Annotated in this window: 12 protein-coding genes; 5 read left to right on the top strand and 7 right to left on the bottom strand. The window is 69.7% G+C overall.

Features of this window, described 5'->3' with window-relative positions:
- Positions 1 to 136 precede the first annotated feature (136 nt).
- On the top strand, positions 137 to 1,042 hold the full coding sequence (locus ACTMTF_RS07970; RefSeq protein WP_441109983.1) for an alpha/beta fold hydrolase: 906 nt from the start codon (positions 137 to 139) through the stop codon (positions 1,040 to 1,042).
- Positions 1,043 to 1,057: 15 nt separating this feature from the next.
- Here ACTMTF_RS07970 and ACTMTF_RS07965 read toward each other — a convergent pair whose 3' ends face one another.
- Complete coding sequence (locus tag ACTMTF_RS07965; RefSeq protein ID WP_441109982.1) at positions 1,058 to 1,636, bottom strand: TetR/AcrR family transcriptional regulator; 579 nt, start codon at positions 1,634 to 1,636, stop codon at positions 1,058 to 1,060.
- A 127-nt stretch (positions 1,637 to 1,763) separates the two neighbouring features.
- On the opposite strand from ACTMTF_RS07965, the gene ACTMTF_RS07960 reads away from it, so the two are divergent.
- Entirely contained in the window at positions 1,764 to 2,792 is a 1,029-nt protein-coding gene (locus ACTMTF_RS07960; RefSeq protein ID WP_441109981.1) for an aldo/keto reductase, read from the top strand.
- A gap of 26 nt (positions 2,793 to 2,818) precedes the next feature.
- Here the strand turns inward: ACTMTF_RS07960 and ACTMTF_RS07955 are convergent, their stop codons facing one another.
- The 3 genes from ACTMTF_RS07955 to ACTMTF_RS07945 are packed head-to-tail and all read right to left on the bottom strand — an operon-like array spanning position 2,819 to position 10,568.
- Entirely contained in the window at positions 2,819 to 3,415 is a 597-nt protein-coding gene (locus ACTMTF_RS07955; protein WP_441109980.1) for a TIGR00730 family Rossman fold protein, read from the bottom strand.
- Positions 3,412 to 6,600 carry a non-ribosomal peptide synthetase gene (locus ACTMTF_RS07950; protein ID WP_441109979.1) on the bottom strand — a complete coding sequence of 1,063 codons (3,189 nt, stop codon included), beginning with the start codon at positions 6,598 to 6,600 and terminating at the stop codon, positions 3,412 to 3,414. Before ACTMTF_RS07950 ends, ACTMTF_RS07955 begins: the two co-directional genes overlap by 4 nt.
- A complete protein-coding gene (locus ACTMTF_RS07945; RefSeq protein WP_441109978.1) occupies positions 6,597 to 10,568 on the bottom strand; it encodes a non-ribosomal peptide synthetase in 3,972 nt (1,323 codons plus the stop codon). Before ACTMTF_RS07945 ends, ACTMTF_RS07950 begins: the two co-directional genes overlap by 4 nt.
- A 208-nt stretch (positions 10,569 to 10,776) precedes the next feature.
- Here ACTMTF_RS07945 and ACTMTF_RS07940 point away from each other — a divergent pair, with 208 nt between their 5' ends.
- From ACTMTF_RS07940 to ACTMTF_RS07930, 3 genes are read left to right on the top strand one after another with little or no spacing between them, the layout of a single operon-like run.
- On the top strand, positions 10,777 to 12,036 hold the full coding sequence (locus ACTMTF_RS07940; protein ID WP_441109977.1) for an MFS transporter: 1,260 nt from the start codon (positions 10,777 to 10,779) through the stop codon (positions 12,034 to 12,036).
- Positions 12,033 to 13,583: a tryptophan halogenase family protein gene (locus ACTMTF_RS07935; protein WP_441109976.1), complete on the top strand. Its 1,551-nt coding sequence runs from the start codon at positions 12,033 to 12,035 to the stop codon at positions 13,581 to 13,583. The genes ACTMTF_RS07940 and ACTMTF_RS07935 overlap by 4 nt, the downstream gene beginning before the upstream one ends.
- A 1-nt stretch (position 13,584) precedes the next feature.
- A complete protein-coding gene (locus ACTMTF_RS07930) occupies positions 13,585 to 14,097 on the top strand; it encodes a flavin reductase family protein (protein ID WP_397012719.1) in 513 nt (170 codons plus the stop codon).
- Between the two features lie 142 nt (positions 14,098 to 14,239).
- On the opposite strand, the gene ACTMTF_RS07925 is transcribed toward ACTMTF_RS07930, so the two are convergent.
- Genes ACTMTF_RS07925 through ACTMTF_RS07915 form a run of 3 tightly spaced genes read right to left on the bottom strand, consistent with a single transcriptional unit; the run spans position 14,240 to position 24,708 of the window.
- Entirely contained in the window at positions 14,240 to 14,998 is a 759-nt protein-coding gene (locus ACTMTF_RS07925; protein WP_441109975.1) for a thioesterase II family protein, read from the bottom strand.
- A complete protein-coding gene (locus ACTMTF_RS07920; RefSeq protein ID WP_441109974.1) occupies positions 14,995 to 15,231 on the bottom strand; it encodes an MbtH family protein in 237 nt (78 codons plus the stop codon). The genes ACTMTF_RS07925 and ACTMTF_RS07920 overlap by 4 nt, the downstream gene beginning before the upstream one ends.
- Positions 15,232 to 15,258: 27 nt before the next feature.
- Positions 15,259 to 24,708, bottom strand: coding sequence for an amino acid adenylation domain-containing protein (locus ACTMTF_RS07915; protein ID WP_441109973.1), 9,450 nt, complete (start codon positions 24,706 to 24,708; stop codon positions 15,259 to 15,261).
- Positions 24,709 to 24,713: the final 5 nt, after the last annotated feature.

Raw genomic sequence — 24,713 nt, 5'->3', positions numbered from 1 at the left:
CCCCCGCGCGAGCTACCGGCGAGTGTCCACCTTGCGGGGACGCATCCGGGACCGTCGATTCCCTAGCGTTGACGACCTGGCCGACGGCCCGCTTCGGCTGCTGTCCCATCGTATGAACCAATCACCGGAGGACCTCATGATCCGCAAGCTCAAGACATCCGTCATGGCCGCGCTGTGCTGCACCGTGATCGGTGGGGGACTCGCCGGCTGTGACGGCGACGCGGTGGAGAACTGGGATCCGTTCGCCGCCGCCACGCAGAAGGCCGATGCCGACCTGATCTCCGGGACCAAGAAGATCGACGTCGCCGGCCAGTCGGTGAACGTGTCCTGTTCGGGCGACCCGGCGCAGGGCGCTCCGGTCATCATCCTGATGCACGGAGCGGGTGATGGGCTGGACAAGATGGCCGCCGTCCAGAAGACGCTGAGCGAGAAGAACCGGGTCTGTTCGTACGACCGGCTCGGCTCGGGCGCGAGTGGCAAGCCGGAAGGCGCGCAGAGCCTGGACAGCACCGGGAAGGTCCTGACCGGGGTGCTCGACCGCGTCGCCGGTGACGCCCCGGTCGTGCTGGCCGGGCACTCGCTGGGCGGGCTGATCGCCGCCAGGTACGCCCCCGACCATCAGGACAGGGTCAAGGGGGTGGTCCTGATGGACGCCACGTCACCCACGATGCTCGGCGACATCAAGAAGGCGATCCCGGAGTCCGCCAAGGGCCCGGCGGCCGAGATGCGCGCGCAGAACCTCGCGGTGTTCGAGGGACAGAACCCGGAGATGCTCGTCATCACCGACGGGGAGGTCCGTTCCGCCGGGAACATCCCGGTGGAGGTGATCCAGCACGGGCAGCAGTACCTCGCGGCCATCCCCGAGTACGGGCCGAGCCTGGAGAAGGCGTGGGCCGCGGGCCAGCGCAAGTGGCTCGCGCTGTCCAGCGACAGCAAGCTCAGCACGGCCGCGAAGAGCGGGCACCACGTCTACGTCGACCAGCCCGACATCGCCGTCAAGGCCATCCAGCGCGTCACCTCGCAGGCGGCGAACGCTCGGTGACCTGTCGGCCGCCGGCTACTCGAAAGGCCGGACGGGGCGCAATCCGTCGAACATGACGGTCAGCATGCGTTCGCGGGACTCCGGCGCGCCCTCGGAGGTCACCGCGATGCCGTACGCCATCCGCAGAATGTCGCGCGTCTCGACGTCCTGCCGGACGGCTCCGGCATTCTGTGCCGCACGCACGAGCTCGTCCGTGGCATCGTTGAACCGCTCCTTGTCCTGCGAGAAGGCCTCGGGAGCCCTGGCCAGCGCGTCTTTCAGCGTCGTCGCGACACCACGCTGCTCCTGCGCGGGGACGAAATGCTCGCGCACCCAGCACTCCAGCGCCTCACCCGGGGCATGCCGCTCGGCGAACTCGGCGGCACGGTCGGTCAGGTCGGCGATGTCGGTCCGGTAGACGGCCTCGATGAGCACCTCGCGGGTGGGGAAGTGCCGGTACAGCGTGCCGGGCCCGACGCCGGCGCGCCGCGCGATGACGTCCAGCGCCGCCTCCGGGCCCAGCTCCGCGAACGCCTCGCGCGCGGTCGCGACGATGTGCTCGTAGTTGCGGCGCGCGTCGGCCCGCATCGGCCGCGGCTGTGACGGTGCGCCCACGGGGTCCTCCCAAACGTAACCGGACGATCTCTCCACATCGCGTTGCCAAAGCGGAGACTTTCTCCATATAGTAGCCGACACAAGCGGAGACATTCTCCGATTCCTGCCGCACACCGTGGAGATCTCCATGCGTTACCGTACCCTCGGCCGCACAGGCATCCAGGTCAGCCCCTACGCACTCGGCGCCATGAACTTCGGCGCCATGTTCGACACCGGCCACGACGCATCGACCCGCATCATCCACAAAGCACTCGACGCCGGTGTCAACCTGATCGACACCGCCGACGTGTACTCCCGCGGCGAGTCCGAGGAGATCGTCGGCAAGGCCATCCAGGACCGTCGCGACGCCGTCGTGCTCGCCACGAAGTTCGCCAACCCCATGGGCGAGGAGCCCGGCCGGCGAGGCGCCTCACGCCGCTGGATCATGACCGCTGTCGAGGACTCGCTGCGCCGGCTGCGGACCGACCACATCGACCTGTACCAGTACCACCGCCCCGACACCGAGACCGACATGGAGGAAACGCTCTCCGCCCTCTCCGATCTGGTACGCAGCGGCAAGGTCCGCGTGATCGGCACCTCGAAGCAGCCGGCCATCGACATCGTCGAGGCGCAGTGGATCTCCGAGCGCCGTGGGCTCGAACGCTTCCGCTGCGAGCAGCCGCCCTACTCCATCCTGGACCGCGGCGCCGAACGCGACGTCCTGCCCGCCGTCCAGCGCTACGGCATGGGCGCCATCGTCTGGAGCCCGTTGGCGCAGGGCCTGCTCACCGGCCGCGTACGCAAGGGGCGGCAGTCGGCCCTGACCCGGAGCGGCCCCTACTTCGCGCATCTCAGCGATGAGCGCCGTATCGACGCCGTGGAGCAGCTCATCCCGATCGCGGAGGAAGCCGGGATCTCGCTGACCCACATGGCGATGGCGTTCGCGATCGCGCACCGTGGGGTGACCGCCGCGATCCTCGGCCCGCGCACGATGGAACAGCTCGACGACCTTCTCGCCGGTGCCGAGGTGGTGCTGAGCGACGACGTCCTCGACCGGATCGACATGATCGTCCCACCGGGCACCGACGTCGGCCGGCTCCAGATGGTCTACGACCCGCCCGCCCTCACCGAACCCCACCTGCGCCGACGCCCGACCGGCGAACGGACCGCCGCATAGATCGCCCCGCGAGCGGGACCGGCTGCTCACCCGTTGAGGGACGCGGCGCCGGCCCGCAACTCGGTGACGGACGAGGACAGGCGCAGGCATTCCAGAACGCTGTCCACCGTGGTGACCTCAGTGACCAGCGCGCGATCGGCCGAGGAGATGAAACCGCACTCCAGCGCCTGGTCCAGCCAGGTGAGCAGGGGGTCGAAGTATCCGCCGACGTTGGCCAGGGTGACTGATTTGGTGTGCAGGTCGAGCTGGGCCCAGGTGAGGACCTCCATCAGCTCCTCTATGGTCCCCATGCCTCCGGGCAGGGCGACGAAGCCGTCGGCCAGCGCGTACATCAACCTCTTGCGGTCGTGCATGGAGTCCACCACGTGCAGCTGGCTAGCGAAGCCGGCGACTTGCTCGCGTTCCAGCAGGTGGTGGGGAATGATGCCGGTCACGTGGGCGCCCAGGGAGGCGGCGCCTTCGGCGACGGCGCCCATGATGCCGGTCCGGCCACCCCCGTAGACCAGGTCGATGTTGTTCTGCCCGAGGCTCATACCGAGCTGCGTGGCGAACTCCATGTACTGGGGAGAGTTGCCGGGCCGCGATCCGCAGAATACGCATACCCGGAAGTTACGAGGGATCATGGTGCCTCCAAGAAGGTGACCTGCGTCTGTCGTGGTCGAAGCCGGGGCTTGGCCGTGGGCGCGGTGCGAAGGCACGCGGCCAGCGCCGCGACGCCGGGGGTTTCGAAGATCTGGTGGATGCCGACCTCGACACCCAGGTCGCGCCGGATGCCGTTGGCCAAGCGGATGGCCGACAGCGAGTCTCCGCCGAGGTCGAAGAAGTCGTCATCGAGGCCGACCTCGTCGGCGCCGAGAATCTCGGCGAACAGAGCGCACATGGCTCGCTGATCGTCGGTGATCGGTGAGCCGCCTCGGCGCTCCGAGCCGAAGTCGGGCAGCGGAAGCGCGTCCCGGTCGAGTTTCCCGTTGGTCGTCAGCGGCAGGTCCGCCACCAGGACGACGGCGGCCGGCGCCAGGTAGTGGGGCAGCGCTCGGCCGGCCCGGCTGCGGAGGGAGGAGGCATCTGCACCGTGCCGGTCCCGCGGAACCACATAGGCCACCAAGCGCCTGTCCCCAGGACGGTGCTCGTGGACCACGACGGCGACCTGCGTGACCTCGGGCAGACCCAAGAACGCTGCTTCGACCTCGGCCGGCTCGACTCGGTGGCCGCGAATCTTCACCTGGTGGTCGGCGCGGCCGGCGAACTCCAGGTCACCGTCCGGGCGGTTCCAGCCCAGGTCACCGGTCCGGTACATCCGGCTGCCAGGTGGGCCGAGCGGATCGGCGACGAACCGTTCGGCGGTCTGGCCCGGCTGCCCGCGATAGCCGCGGGCGAGGCCGGCGCCCGCGATGTAGATCTCACCCACCACCCCCGCGGGCAGGGGGCGCAGGGCGGCGTCCAGCACGTAGACGCGGGTGTTGTCCATCGCCGTGCCGATCGGGACCGTCGTGCCGAGGTGGCCGGCGTCGCTGAAGGTCCGGCGGGTGGCGAACACGGCGGTCTCGGTCGGGCCGTAGACGTTGACGACGGACAATCCCGGCACCTCGCGCAGCGCGCGGTCGAAGGTGGAGACCCGCGCGGCCTCCCCGCCACTCCATACCTCGTGCAATCCGGCCAGGCAGCCGGGGTCGTCCTCGACCATGGCCGTGAACAGCTTCGCCGTCAGGAACATCGCGGTGGCGCCATGCCGCCGGATCAACCGGGCGGCCTCGGCCGGGTCGAACCGGCCCGGCGACGTGAGGACGATCGTGCCGCCGCGAGCCAGAGGCACCCAGGTCTCGTAGGCGGTGGCATCGAAGGCGGGCGGCGAGTGTCCCAGCACCTTCTCCTGGCTGCCGTTGCGCCAGACGCGGTCCAGGACCAGGGCCACGAGGTTCTCGTGGGTGTTCACGATGGCTTTGGGCCGCCCGGTGGAACCGGAGGTATAGGTGACGTAGAGGCTGGTGTGCGGTCGCACCCGCGTGGTGAGCTCGTCGTCGGACAGGTTGCCGCTCAGCTGACCGGCCAACGCCTCAGCGGTCGGCGATGAGTCCAGGACCAGGAGCGGAGCCTCCAGATCCGCCAGACGGGGAGCCAGCGTCTCGTGCGTGATGACGCACAACGGGTCGGAGTCGGCCACCATCCGCGCGGTGCGCGGATCGATCTCGTCGGCGTTGAGCGGCAGATAACAGGCCCCGGCTTTGATGACCGCCAGCATCGCGACCACCATGTCGGCGGACCGTTCGAGGATCAGGGCCACGATCCGCTCGGGTCCGGCACCGCGAGCCGTCAGCAGGCGAGCCAGCCGGTTGGCGCGTTCGTTCAGCTCCTGGTACGTCAGCGTCCCGGTTTCGGTGACGACCGCGGGCTGTGCCGGTGTGCCGGCCGCCTGCGCCTCGACGAGCCGCGTCAGCGAGCCGGCGGGCAGGGGCGCGTCGGCGTGGGCCCAGTCCTGTCGCAGCCGGTCGAGCTCGGCCCCGGACAGCAGCCGAGCCGTCCCGACGCACCGCCCCCCGGAGTCGGGGAGATCGGTGAGCGAGGACGCCATCTGGTCACCGATGGAATCCACGACCGAGCGGTCCAGGAGATCCGGTGCGTAGGCCAGGCGCATGCGTAGCTCCGGGCCGGGCGCCGCCTGGATGGCAAGGGGATAGTGGGTGCCGTCGTCGGCGGACAACACCTCCACGACCAGCTCACCGGCGACCGCTGCGGCTTCGCCGAAACCGTCGGGATAGCTCTGGAACGAGTACGCCGTGTCGAACAGCGGTCCCATGCCCAGCTGCTGCTGGATCCGGCTGAGTCGGAGGTGATGATGGGAGAGCAGCCGGGACTGCGCGGCCCACAACGCCCGCAGCGTCTCGCTCCAGGTCTGCTGTGGACGGCAGCGTACGCGGACCGGGATCGTGTTGACGAACAACCCGATCATCCGGTCGACGTTCGGAATCTCCGCCGGGCGGCCGGAGACCGTCGCGCCGAACACCGCGTCGTCGCGGTTCGTCCGGGCGGCGAGCGTTACGCCGCAGACGCCTTGCAAGACGGTGTTGAGCGTCAGCCCGCTCGCGCGTGCGTAACCGATGAGGCGGCCGGTCGCTTCCGCCGGCAAGGTCAGGTCGAGCGACTCCCGCCTGCCGCCGGCCCCGTCATGCGCCGGAGCGATCAAGGTGGGTCCCTCGATGCCGCGGAGCTCCTCCAGCCAGGCCCGCTCGGTCGCCTCATGGTCCTGCCGGTCGAGCCAGCTGAGGTAGTCGCGGTACGGGAGCACCTCGCCGGAGCGGACCCGGCTGCGTCGCTCGTCGTGGTAGAGCTCGAACAACTCCTGCAACAGCAGCGGAGCCGACCACCCGTCGATCAAGATGTGGTGCACGGTCAGCACGAGGCGGTGGACCCCCGAGCCGAGCTTGATCAATGCGAACCGCAGGAGCGGCGCGGCGGTCATGGTGAACGGAAGTTCGCGCTCCTCGTCCGTGAGCTTGGCGAGGCTCCGTTCGGCGGAGGCCGGGTCGTCGGAGAGATCCACGAAACGCCAGGGGACCTCCACCTCCCGCACGACAAGCTGAGCCAGTTCGCCGCCGCGGCGTTGCACGAACGCCGCCCGGAGGTTCCCGTGGCGCCGGACCAGTTCATGGGCGGCCTGCCGGAGCGCATCGAGATCCAGCGGGCCGCGCAGCCCCAGCACCCACTGGCCGACGTAGACGTCCGCCCTGGAGCGATCGTAGTTGGCGTGGAACCACAGCCCCTCCTGCAACGGCGTGAGCGGCAGAACCTCTTCGATCAGCGAGGCCTTCATCGGCGTACGCCCCCTTCGAGCACCTCGTCGAGATCCGAGCCGACCCGGCCGATCAGCTGACCGGCCAGCAGGTCATCGGTAGTGCCGGCGTAGTGGTGAACGGTGATGTCACCGTCGATGTACGGCCGCCAGGTTTCCACGATCGAAACCGGCCGGCCGGCGTCGTCGGCATCGGCGGCGAAGAGATGCACGGGCCCACGGAGGGCCTTCTCCGGCGGACGGTAGTCCCACTCGATCCGCGGATTGTTCAGCCCGATGTCGACCAGGCGGCGGACCTGCCCTGGGGTGAACCCCTGTTCCCGGAGCGACATGCTGCCGTCCAGTGCCGCGGACACCGCGTCCGGGGTGAGGTCGACACCGTCCTGGACGACGTCATGGTCCTCCAGCAACGCTGCGAGCACCTCGGCGGCGGGCGGGCATTCGGTGTACGCCTGCCAGCCCAGCGGATGCGGTCCGACCAGAGCCAGCAGGCCGACCTCCGAGCCGTCCCGCTGCAACTGCCGAGCCATTTCGAAGGCCACCACGGCGCCGAAGCACCAGCCGAGCAGGTGGTACGGCCCTTCCGGCCGGATCCGGCGGATCTGCGCCACGTAATCTTCGGCCATGGCCTCGATGCTGGCCGGCAGCGGGGCGGGCTCGTCGAGGCCACGCGCCTGGATTCCGTACACCGGACGGTCCGCCGAGAGGTGCCGGGCCAGGTTGAGGTAGCCCCAACTGGCGCCGCTGGCCGGGTGGACGCAGAACAGGGGCGCCGCCGAGCCGTGGGGGCTGATGGGAATCAGGACCTCGGCCGCTCTGCCCCGGCCCTCTTTGATCTTGCCGGCGAGCGAGGCCGGCGTCGGGGCGCCGAAGAGGTCGGTCAGTCTCACCTCGACCTGGAGAGCGTTGCGCATGCGGGCCGCGACGCGCGCCAGCAGGATCGAATTCCCACCGAGGTCGAAGAAGTTGGCATCGGGACCAGGCGTGGGGATGCTCAACGTCTCCGCGAACAACTCGCACAGATAGCGTTCCAGCTCGGTGCCGACCGCTCGTCCTCCGGGCGGGGACATCCCCGGCTTCGGCAGCGCGGCGCGGTCGATCTTGCCTGCCGGGGTCAGGGGGAGGCGGTCCAGCAGGACCCATGCTGCGGGGATCATGTAGTCGGGCAGGAACCGCGCGAGGTGGGCGTGCAGGTCGGCCGGGCTCGGGGGGCTGTCAGCGGCCGGGACGACATAGCCGACGAGCAGATGATCGGCGTCGGTGGCAGGGGGTATGGCCACCACTGCCTCTCTGACACCGGGATGGCGCAGGATCCCGGCCTCGATCTCGCCCAGCTCGATCCGGTAGCCGCGGAGCTTCACCTGATGATCGGCGCGCCCCAGGAACTGGATGGTGCCGTCAGGCGTGAACCGCGCCAGATCTCCCGTGCGGTATACGCGCGTGCCCGGGGGGCCGTAGGGATCTGCGACGAAGCGGCCGGCGCTGAGCCCGGGCTGGTTCAGGTAACCGCGCGCGACGCCCGTGCCGGCGATGTAGAGCTCGCCGACGACTCCGGGCGGTACCGGACGGAGGAAACGGTCCAGGACATAGATGCGGGTGTTCGCGATGGGCTTGCCGATCGGCACCGGCGAGGATGCGTCGAAGTCCTCGGCGAGCTGGTGAACGGTGCAGCCCACGACGGTCTCCGTCGGGCCGTATTCGTTGATGAGTCGGGCTTGTGGTGCGATGTGTCGCCAGGCGGTGGCTGTTTCGGCGCGGAGTTCGTCGGCTCCGATGACGTAGGTGCGTACGGAGGTGAGTGTGGTGTTTGTGGGGAGTACTTCGCGGAGCATGTCGAGGTGGCCGGGGGTGATTTTGAGGAGGCTGTAGTCGGCGGGTTGGCGCAGGAGGTTGGCGAGGTGTTCGAGGTGGGGGTCGGGTGGGAGCAGGGTGATGTTCTTGCCGGTGATCAGGGGGAGGAAGAAGTTGGGGATGGAGAGGTCGACGGCTATGGAGCCGAGCATGGGGGCGCCGGAGTGGGCGTCGGTGTGGTAGCCGTTGATGGCCCAGTGGAGGTAGTTGATGAGGGCGCGGTGGGTGATGAGGACGCCTTTGGGTTGTCCGGTGGAGCCGCTGGTGTAGATGGTGTAGACGAGGTTGTCGGGGCCGTGTGTGGGGGGTGGGTTGGTGTCGGGGTGGGTGGTGTTGTGGGGTTGGTCGTCGAGGGTGTGGATGGTGCCGGGGTAGGTGGTGGGGAGGCGGTGGGTGAGGGTTGATTGGGTGAGCAGGATGGTGGCGGCGGTGTCGTGGAGGACGTGGGCGAGTCGGTCTGCTGGGTGTTGGGGGTCGAGGGGGACATATGCGGCGCCGGCTTTGAGGATGGCGAGCAGGGCGACGAACATGTGGGGGCTGTGTTCGAGGCATACTGCTACGAAGGTTTCGGTGGTGACGCCTGTGGCGCGTAGGTGCCAGGCGAGTTGGTTGGCTTGTTTGTTGAGGGTGTCGTAGGTGATCTCGGTGCCGTCGGTGTCGACGATGGCTACCGCGTCGGGTCGCTGGGCCACTTGTTCCTCGAACAGTTCGGACAGGGTCGTGTCCGGGATCTCCAGCTCCGTGGCGTTCCAGGTGCCGACGATGCGTTCGTGCTCGTCGCTGGAGAGGATGGCGAAGCGGCTGATCGGTTGATCGGGATCGGCTGCGGCGGTTTCCAGGATGCGCAGATAGCGCTGGGCCAGAGCCTCGGCGGTGGACCGGTCGAAGACATCCTCGGCGTACTCCAGGCGGCCGACGACTCCGGCGGGGTTTCCCGCGGCGTCGCTCCTGGCGAACAGCATGAACGTCAGGTCGAACTTGGCGGCCCCACTCGGGACCGGTTGGGGCCGCGTCCGCAGGCCGGGCAGCAGGAGCTCCTGCTCGTCGTCCTGATGAAGCTCGAACAGAACCTGGAACAGAGGATTGCGGCTGAGCGATCGCGTGGGCCGGAGAGCATCCAGCAAGCGCTCGAACGGGAGCTCCTGGTGCGCGAACGCCGCGAGGTCCGCCGCTCGGACGCGATCCACCGATTCCGCGAACGTCGGGTTGGCCGAGAGGTCGGCGCGCAGGACGAGCGAGTTGATGAACAACCCCACGAGGCCGTCGAGCGCTTCGTCGGACCGTCCGGCGACGGTGGTGCCGATCGCGACGTCGTCCCCTGAGCCCAGCGCCGACAGCAGGACGGCCAACGCGGTGTGCGTGACCATGAAGAGGCTGGCTCGCGATCGTCGGGCCAGTCCGGCGAGGGCTTCGTGCAGGTCGGGGGAGAGCTCGAAGTCGACCATGCCGCCGCGGTGGCTCGCCACGGGCGGCCGGGGCCGATCGGTGGGCAGTGTGAGCTCCTCGGGCATCCCGGCCAGCGCCGACCGCCAATACTCCAGCTGCCGGCTGATCGTGCTGCCGGGATCGTTCTCGTTGCCCAGGACCTCGTGTTGCCAGGCCACGTAGTCCCTGTAGTCCACGGTCGCTTCCGGCCAGTCGGGCGCCGTTCCCGTCAGCCGAGCGGCATAGGCGGTGGACAGGTCGCGCATCAGCGGCGCGATGGACAGGCCATCGGCGGCGATATGGTGCAGGGTCACCAGCAAGGCGTGTTCGTCGGGCCGCAACCGGAACAGCGTCACCCGGATCGGCAGTTCGCTGGGCAGGTCAAAGCCGGCTCGCGTCCGGTCGGCCAGCAGGGCGGGGAGTTCCTCCTCGCCGCACTCGACGACCTCCAGGACCGGCCGGGCCGCGACGCCCTCGCGGAGCACCGGACGGGGGACGCCGTCGGGTGCGGGGAAAACCGTGCGCAGAGTCGAATGCCGGTCGACGACGTCGCCGATCGCCGCCCGCAGCGCTGCTCGGTCCAGGACCCCGAACAGGCGGACGGCGATCGGGATGTTGTAGGCGGCGCTGGATGTGCCCAGCTCGTTCATCAGCCACAGACGGGTCTGGGCCGGGGACATGAATGCGGCGGGTGTCTGCGTGGTAGGTGACACAGGGGTCAGTGTCGGAGGGCGGTGAGACGCCGCTCAATGAGGTGCGGGCAACCCGCACCCGAGCTGCCGCGATATCTGCCCACGGCAGTTCCGGTGGCAGAATGCCCGACACCTCTTGCCCATCTCCGCCGAAGGTCCGCAGGCTGATGGCCATGGTCTCAGTTCCGTGTGGTCCGGCGCCCTTCGACATGGCGCCCGAGCGTGACCTGTGTTAGCCGTTCTGCGCCGACGGGACTTCACCCTCCTGTGGTTCGGCGGGCTCATCTCGGAGATCGGTGACTGGCTGCTGCTGATCGGGCTGCCGGTCTACGTCTTCATGCTGACGTCCTCCACGCTCGCCATGGCGACCGTGTTCATCCTGGAGCTGGTTCCGGCTGTCGTCTTCGGCTCACTGGCCGGGGTCTTGGTGGATCGGTGGAACCGGCAGGTCACGATGGTCGTGGTCGCGACGGCGCAGGGCGTACTCCTGCTGCCGCTGCTGGCCGTGCACCACAGCGACCAATTGTGGATCGTGTATCTCATCGCACCGGCTCAGGCGCTGCTGGCCCAGCTCTTCGAGCCGGCCAGGAGCGCCGCGCTGCCGACCCTGGTCCCTCCTGAGGATCTGGTGTCGGCCAACAGTCTCATGGGGCTCAGCGCCAACGTCGCTCGCCTGATCGGCAGCTCGCTCGGCGGTTTGGCCGTCGCCTCGGGCGGGCTGATGACGGTGGTGATCGGCGATGCGGTCACCTATCTGCTCGCGGCCCTGGTCATCGCCATCGCCCGCTTCCCCCGGAAGGCGGCTGGGCACGGGTCTGAAGCCGAGCGGCCGACGCTGCTACGCGCCTGGTACGAAGGCATGGCCTTCATCATCGGCCGCCGCGACGTCCGTAACCTCTTGCTGAGTACGGCGGCCGGTTCGATCGCCCAGGGGATGTTCCTGGTGCTGTTCGTCGTCTTCGTCGCTGAGGTCCTGCACGGTGGCGGCACTGAGATAGGGGTGCTGCGCGGCGTGCAGGCCATCGGCGGCGTCATCGGCGGCTTCGTCATCGCCTGGGTCGGTGCGCGGGCCGGCCACCGTAGCCTCATCGTCGGCGGCGCCCTCCTGGTCGGTCTGCTCTCCCTGACCATGTGGAACAGCTCCTACTTCACCCAGGCCATGACGCTGTACGTGCTGTTGTTCATCGCCGTGGGAATTCCGGGGATCGCCAATTCCACGGGCACGTTCGCCCTTCTCCAGCAGGCTCTTCCCGACGAATACCTGGGGCGCGTCATGGCCGCCTTCCTCACGGTGTTCGGCGGCTTCCAGGCTCTGGGCATGCTGATCGCCGGGCTGGCCGACGGGTTCGTCGACACCGTCGTCCTGCTGGACGTTCAGGCAGGCTTCTACATTCTCGCTGCGGTGATCGCCTATTTCGGCCTTTCCCGCAAGGTGCCAGGCGCAGCAGCCGGCCGGCTCCGTAACCACCCAACAGGGAGCATCAAATGATCAAGTCAGTGGTGATCGTCGGCGGCGGGACCGCCGGGTGGATGACCGCGACCTATCTCAAGGCCGCTTTCGGCGATCGCCTCGACGTGACGCTCGTGGAGTCGGCGCGCGTGGCCACGATCGGCGTCGGCGAGGCGACCTTCAGCACCGTACGTCACTTCTTCGACTACCTCGGGCTCGACGAGCGGGACTGGATGCCGCCCTGCTCAGGTTCGTACAAGCTGGGCATCAGGTTCCAGGACTGGCGGGCGCCCGGCCACCACTTCTACCACCCGTTCGAGCGCATGCGGGTGGCCGACGGGTTCAACCTGGCCGAGTGGTGGCTCAAGGAGGGCGACCACAGCCGGACGTTCGACCTCGGCTGCTTCGTCACCCCCTACCTGTGCGAGGCGCGCCGCTCGCCCAGGACCATGGACGGGTCACTGTTCGCGGCCTCCCTCGACGACTCGCTCGGCCGCTCCACCCTGGATGAGCAGCGGGCGCAGTTCCCGTACGCCTATCACTTCGACGCCGCCCTGCTGGCTTCCTTCCTGACCGAGTACGGCGTGGCCCGCGGCGTCAAGCACGTCGTGGACGACGTGGTCGACGTCGGCCAGGACGAGCGCGGCTGGATCAGCCACGTCACCACGCAGGGGCAGGGCAGGGTGCCCGGCGACCTGTTCGTGGACTGCACCGGGTTCCGCGGGCTGCTGATCAACAAGACGCTGGGGGAGCCGTTCGACTCCTTCGAGGACGTGCTGCCCAACAACCGGGCCGTCGCGCTGCGCGTGCCACGCGATCCCGCGCGGAACGAGATCGCCCCGTACACGACCGCGCACGCGATGGACGCGGGCTGGATCTGGACCATCCCCCTGTACGGCCGCAACGGCAACGGCTACGTGTACTCCGACGCCTACTGCACGCCGGAGCAGGCCGAGCGCACGCTCAGGCAGCACGTGGCGCCCGGCATGGACGATCTGGAGGCCAACCACATCCGGATGCGGATCGGCCGCAACCGCCGCTCCTGGGTGAACAACTGCGTGGCCGTCGGCCTGTCCAGCGCGTTCGTCGAGCCGCTGGAGTCCACCGGGATCTTCTTCATCCAGCAGGCGATCGAGCAGCTCGTCAAGTACTTCCCGGACGCCAGGTGGGACCCGGCGCTCGCCGAAAGCTACAACCGGCGCGTCGCGCATGTCGTGGACGGGGTCAAGGAGTTCCTGGTCCTGCACTATCGGGCGGCGGCGCGGAACGACACCCTCTACTGGCAGGACGCCAAGACCCGCGCGCTGCCCGACGGGCTCGCCGAGCGACTGCGGCTGGCCTCCTCGGTGCTGCCGGACGACCACGGCATCTACCCGCACTACCACGGGTTCGAGACGTACTCGTGGATCACGATGCTGCTCGGGCTCGGCCGGCAGCCGGCGCGGCCCAGGCCCGCGCTGGAGCATCTGGACCCGGCCAGAGCCCGCGCCGAGCTGGCGATGGTGCAGAGCGACGCCCGGCAGCTCGTCGCCGGGCTGCCCTCAGCCCGGGAGTACCTGGTGTCGATCAACGAGAAGGGCCGGTGACATGGGAATCGCCGGCACCCGGCCGGTGACGGGGGCCGAGTACCGAGCGCTGATGAGCGCGTTCCCGACCGGAGTGGCGGTGATCACCGCCGTGGACGCGGGCGGCCGGCCCCACGGCATGACCTGTACCTCGTTGACCAGCGTGACCGTGTCCCCACCCGTCCTGCTGACCTGCCTGGACGTGCGGAGCGGCACGCTGGGCGCAGTGCTCGACGGCGGCGCGTTCGCGGTGAACCTGCTGCGCGCCGGCAGCCGCCACACGGCCGAGCTGTTCGCCTCGGTCGCCTCCGACCGGTTCGACCGGGCGGCGTGGCGGCCGTCGCGGCTGCTCGGCGTGCCGTGGCTGCATGCCGACTCCTTCGCCAGGGCCGAGTGCGCCGTGAAGGAGACGGTGGTCGTGGGCGACCATGTGATCGTGCTGGGCGACGTCGTGAGCGTCGACCAGGAGCGGGACGTGCCGCTGCTGTACGGGCTGCGCGGGTTCGCGCACTGGCCGGGAGAGATGGCCCCCTAGCGTGGCCAGGCGAGTCCGGCCCGCCTGGCCACAGCGTGTCCTCGTCGATACCGGGACCCTGCGCGACGCGCCTACCGGTCTCCCCGGCGATCCGTGCGGACACGCCCGCCGAGCGGAGGTCGCGCCTGGCCGGTCGGCGCCGTCATGGACTGACCTCCAAGGCGGCGCCGACCGCGGTCGCGACCGCCGTGCGGTTGTCGTGGAGGAAGAAGTGGCCGCCGTCGAACAGGCGCACCTCGACCTCCGCGACGGAGTGGGACCGCCAGCCGTACAGCTGGGCCTGCGGGGTGACGGAATCGCTTCGCCCGCCGAACACCGAGATCGGGCAGTCCAGGGGCGCACCGGAGACGAAGCGATAACCCTCCGCCGCGTCGATGTCGGCTCGCAGGGCGGGCAGCACCATGGCGAGCAGATCCGGGGAGTCAAGGACCTCCTGCGGCATGCCTCCGTACCGGATGACCTTGTCGAGGAAATCCCTGTCGGACAGATCTCGGATCGGCGGAGTGCCGACGTCCGCGTCGGGCGCCCGGTGGGCTGATACGAACAGGCGGCGAGGGGCGGGCAGATCTCGGGCGCGCATCTCGCGGGCCAGCTCGAAGGCGACCAACGCCCCGAAACTGTGGCCGAAGAGCGCGTACGGCTGTCCGGTCGCCGCGGTGGCGGCCAGGTCGTCAGCGACCGCGGCGACCATCTGCCCGATATCGGCGAGCGGTGGCTCGCTGATCCGTGATTCTCGTCCCGGCAGCCGGATCGCGCTCACCGCCACGGTCGGTGGAAGGAGGGCGGGCCAGTGGCGGAAGACGGCTGCTCCGCCACCGGCGTACGGGACGCAGAAAAGCCGCACGGTCGCCGACGACAGGGGGGAGAGCGGCCCTCCCCAGCTTTTCTCGGTGGTGCTCATGCCTGTGCGGGGCGGGCGTCCGCGGCGGCTGCCATGTTCAGCACCAGGCTCTTGGGCCGCATGTCGGTCCAGGTCTCCTCGATGTGGTCCAGGCAGTCCTGGCGGCTGCTGTTCTCGATCACTGCCGACCATCCGGCCGGGATCTCGGCGAAGGCCGGCCAGAGGGAGTACTGCTCTTCGGCGTTGATCAGGACGTGGTAGCGGGCGTCTTCGTCCTCGAACGGGTTCGACATCAGGTTCTCCTTAGGGATGGTGGACGGTCAGGGGTTGCTGAGAAGGCCTTCCAGTTCGCCGAACTCGTCCGGCTCCAGCGAGACCAGCGACCGGGCGCGGCCGGCCAGCGCGGTCAGGGTCCGTGACAGGGCGGCGCCGATGGCGGCCACCTCGGCCCGGTCCAGCAGCGCCTGCGGCCAGTGCAGTGAGACGTGCAGCACGGCGCCGTCGGGGCCGTTCAGGACGAAGGCGAGGACGTCCAGGACATGCGATACCGCCATCTCCCCCTGCGGTCCGCTGCCCGCGACCGGCTCCTCCCACGAGGCGGACCATGGCTCCGCCCCTGGGAGGGGGAGCCGGCCGAGATAGTTGAACCGCACCTGCGCGGACGGCAGTCCGGCGAGGATCGGCGAGGTCTCGGGGTTGAGATAGCGGAGCAGCCCGTAACCGATCCCATCGTCCGGCAGGGCCCGCAGGCCGCTCATGACAAGGGACACCACCCCGTCGGCGTCCGCTCCGGCGGCGCCGCCGAGCGGCTCAAGGTCGATGCGGAGCGGGAAGGACGCGGTGAACCAGCCGACCGTGCGGGACAGATCCCCCGAAGCGATGCGATCGCTGCGGCCGTGCCCCTCGATCTCGATGGTCACCGTCGGCTCGCCTCCACCACCGCGCTCGGCTATGGCCAGGGCGAGAGCGGCCAGGAGGACCTCGTGCAGGCCCGCGCCGTAGGTGGCGGACGCGGCAGCCGTCAGGTTCCTCGTCTCCTCGGCGGAGAGCCGGATCGTGAGCGAGCGCTGGCTCGCCACCGTGTCACGGGCCGGATCCACCGGCCCGGCGCCGAGGGGCGGGCTCGGAAGGGACATGCGTTCCCAGAGCGCCAGCTCCGCGGCTCGCTCCGGCCGGGTCGCCTCCTGGAGCAGGCGGTCAGCCCAGGTCCGGAACGAGGTCGGGACCGGATCGAGGACGGGAGGCCGGTCGGTCCCGGCGGCCTGCCAGGCCGCCTGCAGGTCCTCGATGAGGATCCGCAGGGATACCGCGTCCACCACCAGGTGGTGCACCATCAGCAACAGCCGGCCGGGACGGCCGGGACCGGCGTCGAACCAGATGATCCGCACCATCCGTCCGGCTTCCGGCGCGAGCCGAGCCTTGGCGGCATGGGCGTGCGCTTCGACGCGCGCCGTGATCTCCTCCGGGGCCAGATCCGTCACGTCACAGCGCGTGATGGACGACGCCGCGCCGGCCGCTCCTGGCTCGTCGACCCACAAGTGGTCGATGCGGCCGTCCGCGCCGCGGATCGTGCGGGCACGCAGGAGATCGTGGTGATCGAGTACGGCCTGGACGGCCTGTCGCAGCCGGTCCTGGCCGAGGTCAGCGGGCACGTGGAGCAGTACTGCCTGGTCGTATCCGCCGCTCGGGCCGCGCTGCTCGTCGAGCCACCGGATGGCCGGCGTGGGTGTCACCCGGCCGCTACCGGAGTCGTGCTCGGAGGTGGACGCCGCTTCGGACGGGAGGGCCAGTGCGGCCAGTTCCGCGATGTCGCGGGCCTGGTAGACCTGCTGGGGGGAGAGCCGCAGTCCCGCCTTGCGGGCTCGGCTGACGAACTGGATGGAGGCGATGCTGTCACCCCCGAGCCCGAAGAAGTTGTCGTCGACTCCCACCACCGAGAGGTCGAGGACGTCGGCGATGAGCTCGCAGAGCATCTCTTCGGTCTCGGTGCCGGGCGGCCGGCGTAGGACCGCGCTGTGCTCCTTGATCGCGGGCAGGGCCTTCCGATCCACCTTGCCGTCCTGCGTCAGCGGCATCCGGTCCAGGACCATCCAGAAGTTCGGCACCATGTGGTCGGGCAGCTGAGCCGTCATGTGGCCGCGCAGGCTCTCCGTGGCCGGTCGGGCGCCGTCGGCGCCCACCACGTACGCGGCCAGATGCGTGCGGCCTGACGAGTCCCTCCGGGCGACGACCACCGCCTCGCTGACGTCGTGATGGAGCAGCAGCCGAGCCTCGACCTCACCGAGTTCGACCCGGTAGCCGCGGATCTTCACCTGGTGGTCGGTCCGGCCGAGGAAGTCGATGTCGCCGCCGGGCCGGAAGCGGGCCATGTCGCCGGTGCGGTACATCCGGCTGCCCGGTGCGCCGAAGGGATCGGCGACGAACCGCTCGGCCGTCAGCGCGAACCGCCGCAGATAGCCGCGGGCGACCCCGCGGCCGGCGATGTAGAGCTCGCCGGCGACGCCGGGCGGCACCGGGTTCAGCCGCTCGTCGAGGACGTACATGCGGGTGTTGGCGATCGGCCGGCCGATGGAGACCGGCATCGACGGGTCGAGATCCGGCCCGATCGGGTGCACCGAACAGCCGACGACCGTTTCGGTCGGGCCGTATTCGTTGATGAGTCGGGCTTGTGGTGCGATGTGTCGCCAGGCGGTGGCGGTTTCGGCGCGGAGTTCGTCGGCTCCGATGACGTAGGTGCGTACGGAGGTGAGTGTGGTGTTTGTGGGGAGTAGTTCGCGGAGCATGTCGAGGTGGCCGGGGGTGATTTTGAGGAGGCTGTAGTCGGCGGGTTGGAGGAGGTGGTGGGCGAGGTGTTGGAGGTGGGGGTCGGGTGGGAGGAGGGTGATGTTCTTGCCGGTGATCAGTGGGAGGAAGAAGTTGGGGATGGAGAGGTCGACGGCTATGGAGCCGAGCATGGGGGCGCCGGAGTGGGCGTCGGTGTGGTAGCCGTTGATGGCCCAGTGGAGGTAGTTGATGAGGGCGCGGTGGGTGATGAGGACGCCTTTGGGTTGTCCGGTGGAGCCGCTGGTGTAGATGGTGTAGACGAGGTTGTCGGGGCCGTGTGTGGGGGGTGGGTTGGTGTCGGGGTGGGTGGTGTTGTGGGGTTGGTCGTCGAGGGTGTGGATGGTGCCGGGGTAGGTGGTGGGGAGGCGGTGGGTGAGGGTTGATTGGGTGAGCAGGATGGTGGCGGCGGTGTCGTGGAGGACGTGGGCGAGTCGGTCTGCTGGGTGTTGGGGGTCGAGGGGGACATATGCGGCGCCGGCTTTGAGGATGGCGAGCAGGGCGACGAACATGTGGGGGCTGTGTTCGAGGCATACTGCTACGAAGGTTTCGGTGGTGACGCCTGTGGCGCGTAGGTGCCAGGCGAGTTGGTTGGCTTGTTTGTTGAGGGTGTCGTAGGTGATCTCGGTGCCGTCGGTGTCGACGATGGCTACCGCGTCGGGTCGCTGGGCCACTTGTTCCTCGAACAGTTCGGACAGGGTCGTGTCCGGGATCTCCAGCTCCGTGGCGTTCCACTCCTGCAGGATCTGGTGCCGTTCCTCCTCGGACAGGAGGGCGATGTCGCCGACGGGTCGTGACGGGTCGGCCGCGATCTGTTCCAGCACGCGCCGGAACCATTCGGACAGGCGCTCCGCCATAGCGCGATCGAACAGGTCGGTGGCGTATTCGAGCCCGAATTCCAGTCCGGCTGGAGCCCCGTCATGCGAGTACGTCTCGCGCAGCGTGAACGACAGGTCGACTTTCGCGGCCGCGTAGGTCAGCGGGTACGCCGCGGACCGGACGCCGGGCAGGGCCGGGGTGGGCTCGGCCCCGTGGTGGAGTTCGAGCATGACCTGGAACAGCGGGTTGTAGCTCGGTGAGCGTTGCGGGTTGAGCCATTCCACCAGACGTTCGAACGGCGTGTCCTGGTGTGCGTAGGCAGCGAGGTCGGTGGCGCGGATCCGGGCCAGCAGGTCACTGACGGTGGGATCGCCGGACACGTCGGTGCGGAGGACGAGGGTGTTGAGGAACACGCCGACCAGGTCGTCCAGCACGGGGTCCGGCCGCCCGCCGACCGAGGTGCCGATGGAGAGATCCGGGCCCGCCCCCGCACGGGACAGGACGGTGGCCAGGGCCGCCTGCAGCACCATGAACAGGCTCACCCGGTGAGCCTTCGCCAGGCTCACCAGATCGGCGTGCAGCGCGGCCGGCAGCCACGCGTCGACCACGTCGCCGCGATGGCTGGCCACCGCCGGACGCGGACGCGCCATCGGGAGATTCTGCTGTTCCGGGAGGCCTTCCAGCGCCTGCTGCCAGAACGCCAGCCGTGCGGACAGCGGGCTGTCCGGGTCGTCATCCTGGCCGAGCACCTTCCGTTGCCACAGGGCGTAGTCGCTGTACTGCACCGGTAGCGGTGCCCACCGCGGCTCGTCATCGGCGAGGCGAGCGGTGTAGGCGGTCGCCAGGTCGCGCAGGAGCGGCTCGGCCGACAGCCCGTCCACGGCGATGTGGTGGATCACGATCGAGAGCACTGACTCTGTCGGCGTGAGCGTGAACAGAGCCACCCGCAGCGGCAGTTCCTCGGTCAGGTCGAACTCCCGGCGCGCGTGCTCGGCCACCCGGTCGGCGAGCCGAGCCTCCGTGACGGGGACGATCGTCACCGGGGGGAGCCCGGCAGGGGCGTCGCGGACGACCTGCCGGGGCACGCCGTCCACCTCGGGAAACACGGTGCGCAGGCTTTCGTGCCGGACGGCCACATCGCCGACCGCCGCTGTCAGGGCACCGGTGTCGAGGGACCCGCTGAGCCGGAAAGCGAGCGGGACGTTGTAGACGCCGTGCTCGTCCCCGATCCTGTTGAGGAACCACAGACCCTGCTGTGCGAACGACAGGGGAAGCACCTCGGGGCGATCGCCGGCGATCACGGCGAGCGGTGGCGAGGCCCCGTTGGACAGGGCCGGAAGCAGGCCGGCCACGGTCGGCGTGTGGAAGACGTCGGCGACGGTGAGCTCGACCCCGAACGTGCTGCGGATCCGCGCGGCCAGCTTCAGCGCGAGCAGCGAGTGCCCGCCCCGGTCGAAGAAGTGGTCGTCGGGCCCGACCGTCCGCACGCCCAGGGCTTCGGCGAACAGGCCGGTCAGGATCTCTTCTTGGGCGCTCGGCCGGGGAAGGCGTGGCAGGGCGGCGGCGCCGGGAGGCTCGCCGCGCCCGTTGTCCGCGGGTGTGCCGTAGGAGGCGTGAGCCAGGGGGGCGGGCAGGCCCGGGTTCGCGCCCAACCGGCTGATCGGCACGTCGGGTGACGAAATCGCGGCCGCGAGGAACTGGGCCACCTTGCCGCCGAGTTCCTCAGCCGTCTCGCGTGCGAACAGGTCGGTACGGAACTCGACCGTGCCGTCGAGACCGCCTTCCGGCAGTTCCCGGAACGTCACGGTCAGATCGAACTTCGCCGCGCCCGCCATGCCCAGCCGCTCCACGGTGACCTCGGCGCCTTCCAGGGCGAACACCGGGTCGGCGTTGTTCTGCAGCACCAGCATGACCTGGAACATCGGGTGCCGCCCCAGGGACCGCGGCGGGTTCACGACCTCGACTATCCGGTCGAAAGGGATGTCCTGGTTGGCGAATGCGGCGAGGTCGATCTCGCGGACCCGGCGCAGCACATCGCGGAACGTCGGATCGCCGGCCGTGCTGGTACGCAGCACCAGGGTGTTGACGAAGAACCCGACCAAGTCGTCCAGAGCGTCGTCGGCCCGGCCGGCCACCACCGTGCCCAGGGGAATGTCGGTGCCGGCGCCGAGGCCGGTGAGCGCGACGGCCAGCGCCGCCTGGATCGTCATGAACAGCGTCGCCTGCTCGCCACGGGCCAGCCGGACGAGAGCCGCGTGCTGGTCCGCCGGTACGGCCAGGCGAACGACATCGGCCTGGGCGCCGGGGACGGCCGGCCGGTCGATCCGGATCGGCAGCCTCAGCTCCACCGGCAGATCGGCCAGAGTATGCCGCCAGAACTCCGATTGGCGGGCCAGCCGGGAACGCGGGTCGTCTTCGCGACCGATGATCCGGTCCTGCCAGAGCACGTAGTCGGCGTACTGCACGGACAGGGCGGCCGCCTCGGCCTGGCCTCGCCGGCGGGCCGCGTAGGCGGCGGACAGGTCGCGGGCCAGCGGCTCGGCCGACCATCCATCGCAGGCGATGTGATGCACGATCAGCACCAGGACGGCTTCGTCCGGGCCTTCGACCAGGAGCCGTGCGATCAGGGGCAGGTCGGTCGACAGGTCGAAACGGTGTGCCACCGCCTCGGCCAACATCGCGTCAAGCTCGCCCGGCTCGATGCCGATCACATCCAGCGCGACGTGAGCGCGCTCCGGCGCGTGGACGATCTGGTACGGCTCGCCGTCCACGTCGGAGAAGGTGGTGCGTAGCGGTTCGTGCCTGGCCAGCAGGTCGCCGAGAGCGGCCTGGAGGGCGGCCCGGTCGAGCTCCCCGGTTATCCGCAACACGAACGGCACGTTGTACGTGGCGTTGGGACCCTCCACGCAGTGCAGGAACCAGAGCCGCTGCTGGGCGTAGGACAGGGGGAGGTGGGCCGGGCGGGTTTCGCGGCCCAGCTCCGGCCGCGCGTCCGGGGCCTCGTCGAGCAGCACGACGAGCGCGGCCGGCGTGGTGGCCTCGAACAGCGTACGGATCGACAGTTCGCGTTTGAACGCGGCGCGGATGCGGTTGACCAATCTGGTGGCGAGCAGCGAGTGGCCGCCGAGCTCGAAGAAGCCGTCATCGGGGCCGACCGTGCGCAGGCCGAGCACGTCGGCGAACAGGCCGCACAGGATCTCCTCCTGCAGGCTGCGCGGTTCGCGGTGTTTGGCTGCCGGGGCATAGTCAGGCGCTGGAAGGCCCTTGCGGTCGAGTTTTCCGCTCCCTGTCAGGGGAAGCTCGTCCAGCACCACAACCGCGGCGGGCACCATGTAGTCGGGTACCGACCCGGCCATGGCGGCGCGGATCCGCGGTGGGTCCACGGTCATGCCGCGCTGGGCGACCACATAGGCGACGAGCCGTCGATCGCCGGGACGGTCCTCCCTGACCACGGCGAGCGCGGCGGCGACGCCTTCCTGGACGGCCAGCACCGCTTCGACCTCGGCCGGCTCGATGCGAAAGCCGCGCAGTTTCACCTGGGCGTCGGCTCGGCCGACGAACTCCACCTGCCCGTCCGCGCGCCAGCGCACGAGATCGCCGGTCCGGTACATCCGGGAGCCGTCCGCTGCGAAAGGGTCGGCGACGAACTTCTCGGCGGTCAGCCCGGGGCGCCGGAGGTAGCCGCGGGCGAGGCCGGCGCCGGCGATGTACAGCTCGCCGGTCACGCCTGGCGGGACGGGCCGGAGAGCGGCGTCGAGGACATGGACCCGCGTGTCGTCGAGCGGACGGCCGATGGGGACGGTGGCGGGCAGGTGATCCCGGTCGACCGGCCCGTTCGTGGCGAAGGTGGTGGTCTCCGTGGGGCCGTAGCCGTTGACGATCTCGACGTCCGGGCAGGCGTCGAGGACTCGGCGCACCGCGGCGGCCGGCACGACGTCACCGCCCGTCCAGACCTGACGCACCCCGCGAAAGCACGGGGCCGCCTCTTCGGCCAGGACGGTGAACAGCCCGGCGGTGAGCCACAGACAGGTGATGCCCGCGCCGGCGATCAGGCGCTGGTATTCGAGCACGTCCAGGTGGCCGGGTGGGGCGACCACGAGCCGGCCGCCGTTCAGCAACGGTGCCCAGACTTCGTAGGTCGAGGCGTCGAACTCCTGGGGAGAGTGCACCAGGACTCCGGACTGCTCCTCGGCCCGGAAACACCGGTCGGTCGCCAGATCGACGATATTGCGGTGGGTGACGACCACGCCTTTGGGGCGGCCGGTGGATCCCGAGGTGTACATGACGTAGGCCGCGCCGTCCGGGTGGACGGAGACCTTTCCCGGTGTCGGCGCGGTCGCGGCGGTATCGGCGAGGCAGGCGACGACGTCGGGATCGTCCACGATGACACGCTCGATGCCGACCGGCAGGGTCGCCGCCAGAGCTTTCACGGTGACGACGACCTCGGGCGCCACATCTCCGATCAGGAACGCCAGCCGTTCGGCCGGATGCCCCGGGTCGAGCGGCGCATAGGCGGCACCGGTCTTCAGCACTGCCAGTAAGGTCTCGACCAGGGCCAGCGAGCGCGGCACCATCAACCCGATCACCCGTTCGGGGCCGGCTCCATGCCGGGCGAGCAGCGCGGCCAGCCGGTCGGTCCGGGCGTCCAGCTCCGCGTAGGTCGTGGAACCGTCGTCAGCGGTCACCGCCACAGCGTCGGGGGTCAGCCGTGCCTGTGCCCGGAAGCGCTCGTGGACGAGGCCGGGCACACGATCGGTCCCGGTGTCGTTGTACGTCCTGAGAACGAGGTCCAGCTCCTGTCCGGACAGAGCCTCGACGCTGCCCACGTTCAGATCGGGCGTCTCGGCGAGGGCGGTCAGGACACGAGTGACACGGTCGGCCATGACCGAGGCCGCGACGCGGTCGACCATGTCGACCCGGTGCAGCAGCGAGATCGCGATGCGCCGGCCGGGGCGCACGTCCAGGGCCAGGGGATAGTGCGTGCTTTCACGTACGCGTAGATCGGTGGCCGTGAAGTCGACGGTGGACAGGTCGGCCGTACCGCCGGGCTGATTCTCGAAGGAGAGGACGGTGTCGAAGAGGGGCCCGGTGATGCCGGTGAGCCGCTGGATGGGGGACAACCCGAGGTGGCCGTACCGCACGGACTCCGACCAGCCGTCGCCCAGCTCACGCAGCATCTGCCGCAGGGAGATGTCCGGGGGCAGGGGCACTCGTACCGGAACCGTGTTGATCAGCAGGCCGATCATCCTGTCGGCGTTGGCGAGGTCGGCGGGCCGGCAGGAGACGGGGGTGCCGAACGCCACGTCGTCGCTGCCCAGCGACCGCCCGAGGACGAGGGCCCAGGCCCCCTGGAAGACCGTGTTCAGTGTCACGCCCACCTCGCGCGCGCGGTCGACGAGCGCCTGGCTGAGATCCTCGGAAAGGTCCCAGCGCAGCTCTTCCGCCTCGGCCGATCCGGCGTTTCCGGCGTGTCCGCCGAGGGCGCCGGCGATCGAGGTCCCCTGCTCCAGACCGTCCAGGGCACGCCGCCACGCCGCCTCGGCCCGCTGCTGATCGGCCTGGTCCAGCCAGGCCAGGTAGTCGCGGTACGGGGCGATCGGCTCGGCCGCGTCGGTCGAGCCGTAGGCCGTGAAGATCTCGCCCAGCAGGAGTCTGCCGGACCACGCGTCCAGGATGGCGTGGTGTGCGGTCAGGACGAACCGGTGGTGCCCCGCTCCGAGCCGGATCAGCGCGAAACGTAGCAGTGGCGGTTTTTCGATGGCGAACCCTTGGGACCAGTCGTCGTCCAGGAACCGCGCCAGGCGGGCGTCACGGGCGGCACCTTCGACGCCGCCGAGATCGGACAGGTCGAGGTCCTGCCACTCAAGGGAAAAACCACGCGGAACCACCTGGACGGGTTCGCCCGAGCCTCGGTGGCGGAACCCCGCGCGCAGGTTCGGGTGCCGGCTGAGCACGGCGGCAGAGGCCGACCGCAGAGCCGTCGGGTCCACGTCCCCGTGAAGCTCCATCGACAGCTGCGCCACGTACAGACGCGTGGCTTCGCGTTCGTACAGGGAGTGGAACAGGAGTCCTTCCTGAAGCGGCGACAGAGGGAGAACGTCCTCGATCGCTGAACGTCGCACCTTGCCCATGACGA

The organism is Nonomuraea sp. ZG12, from assembly GCF_052068115.1.
GTDB lineage: Bacteria > Actinomycetota > Actinomycetes > Streptosporangiales > Streptosporangiaceae > Nonomuraea.
Note: the sequence above shows the minus strand (reverse complement) of the source record. Positions and strands in the feature narration are given on the sequence as shown.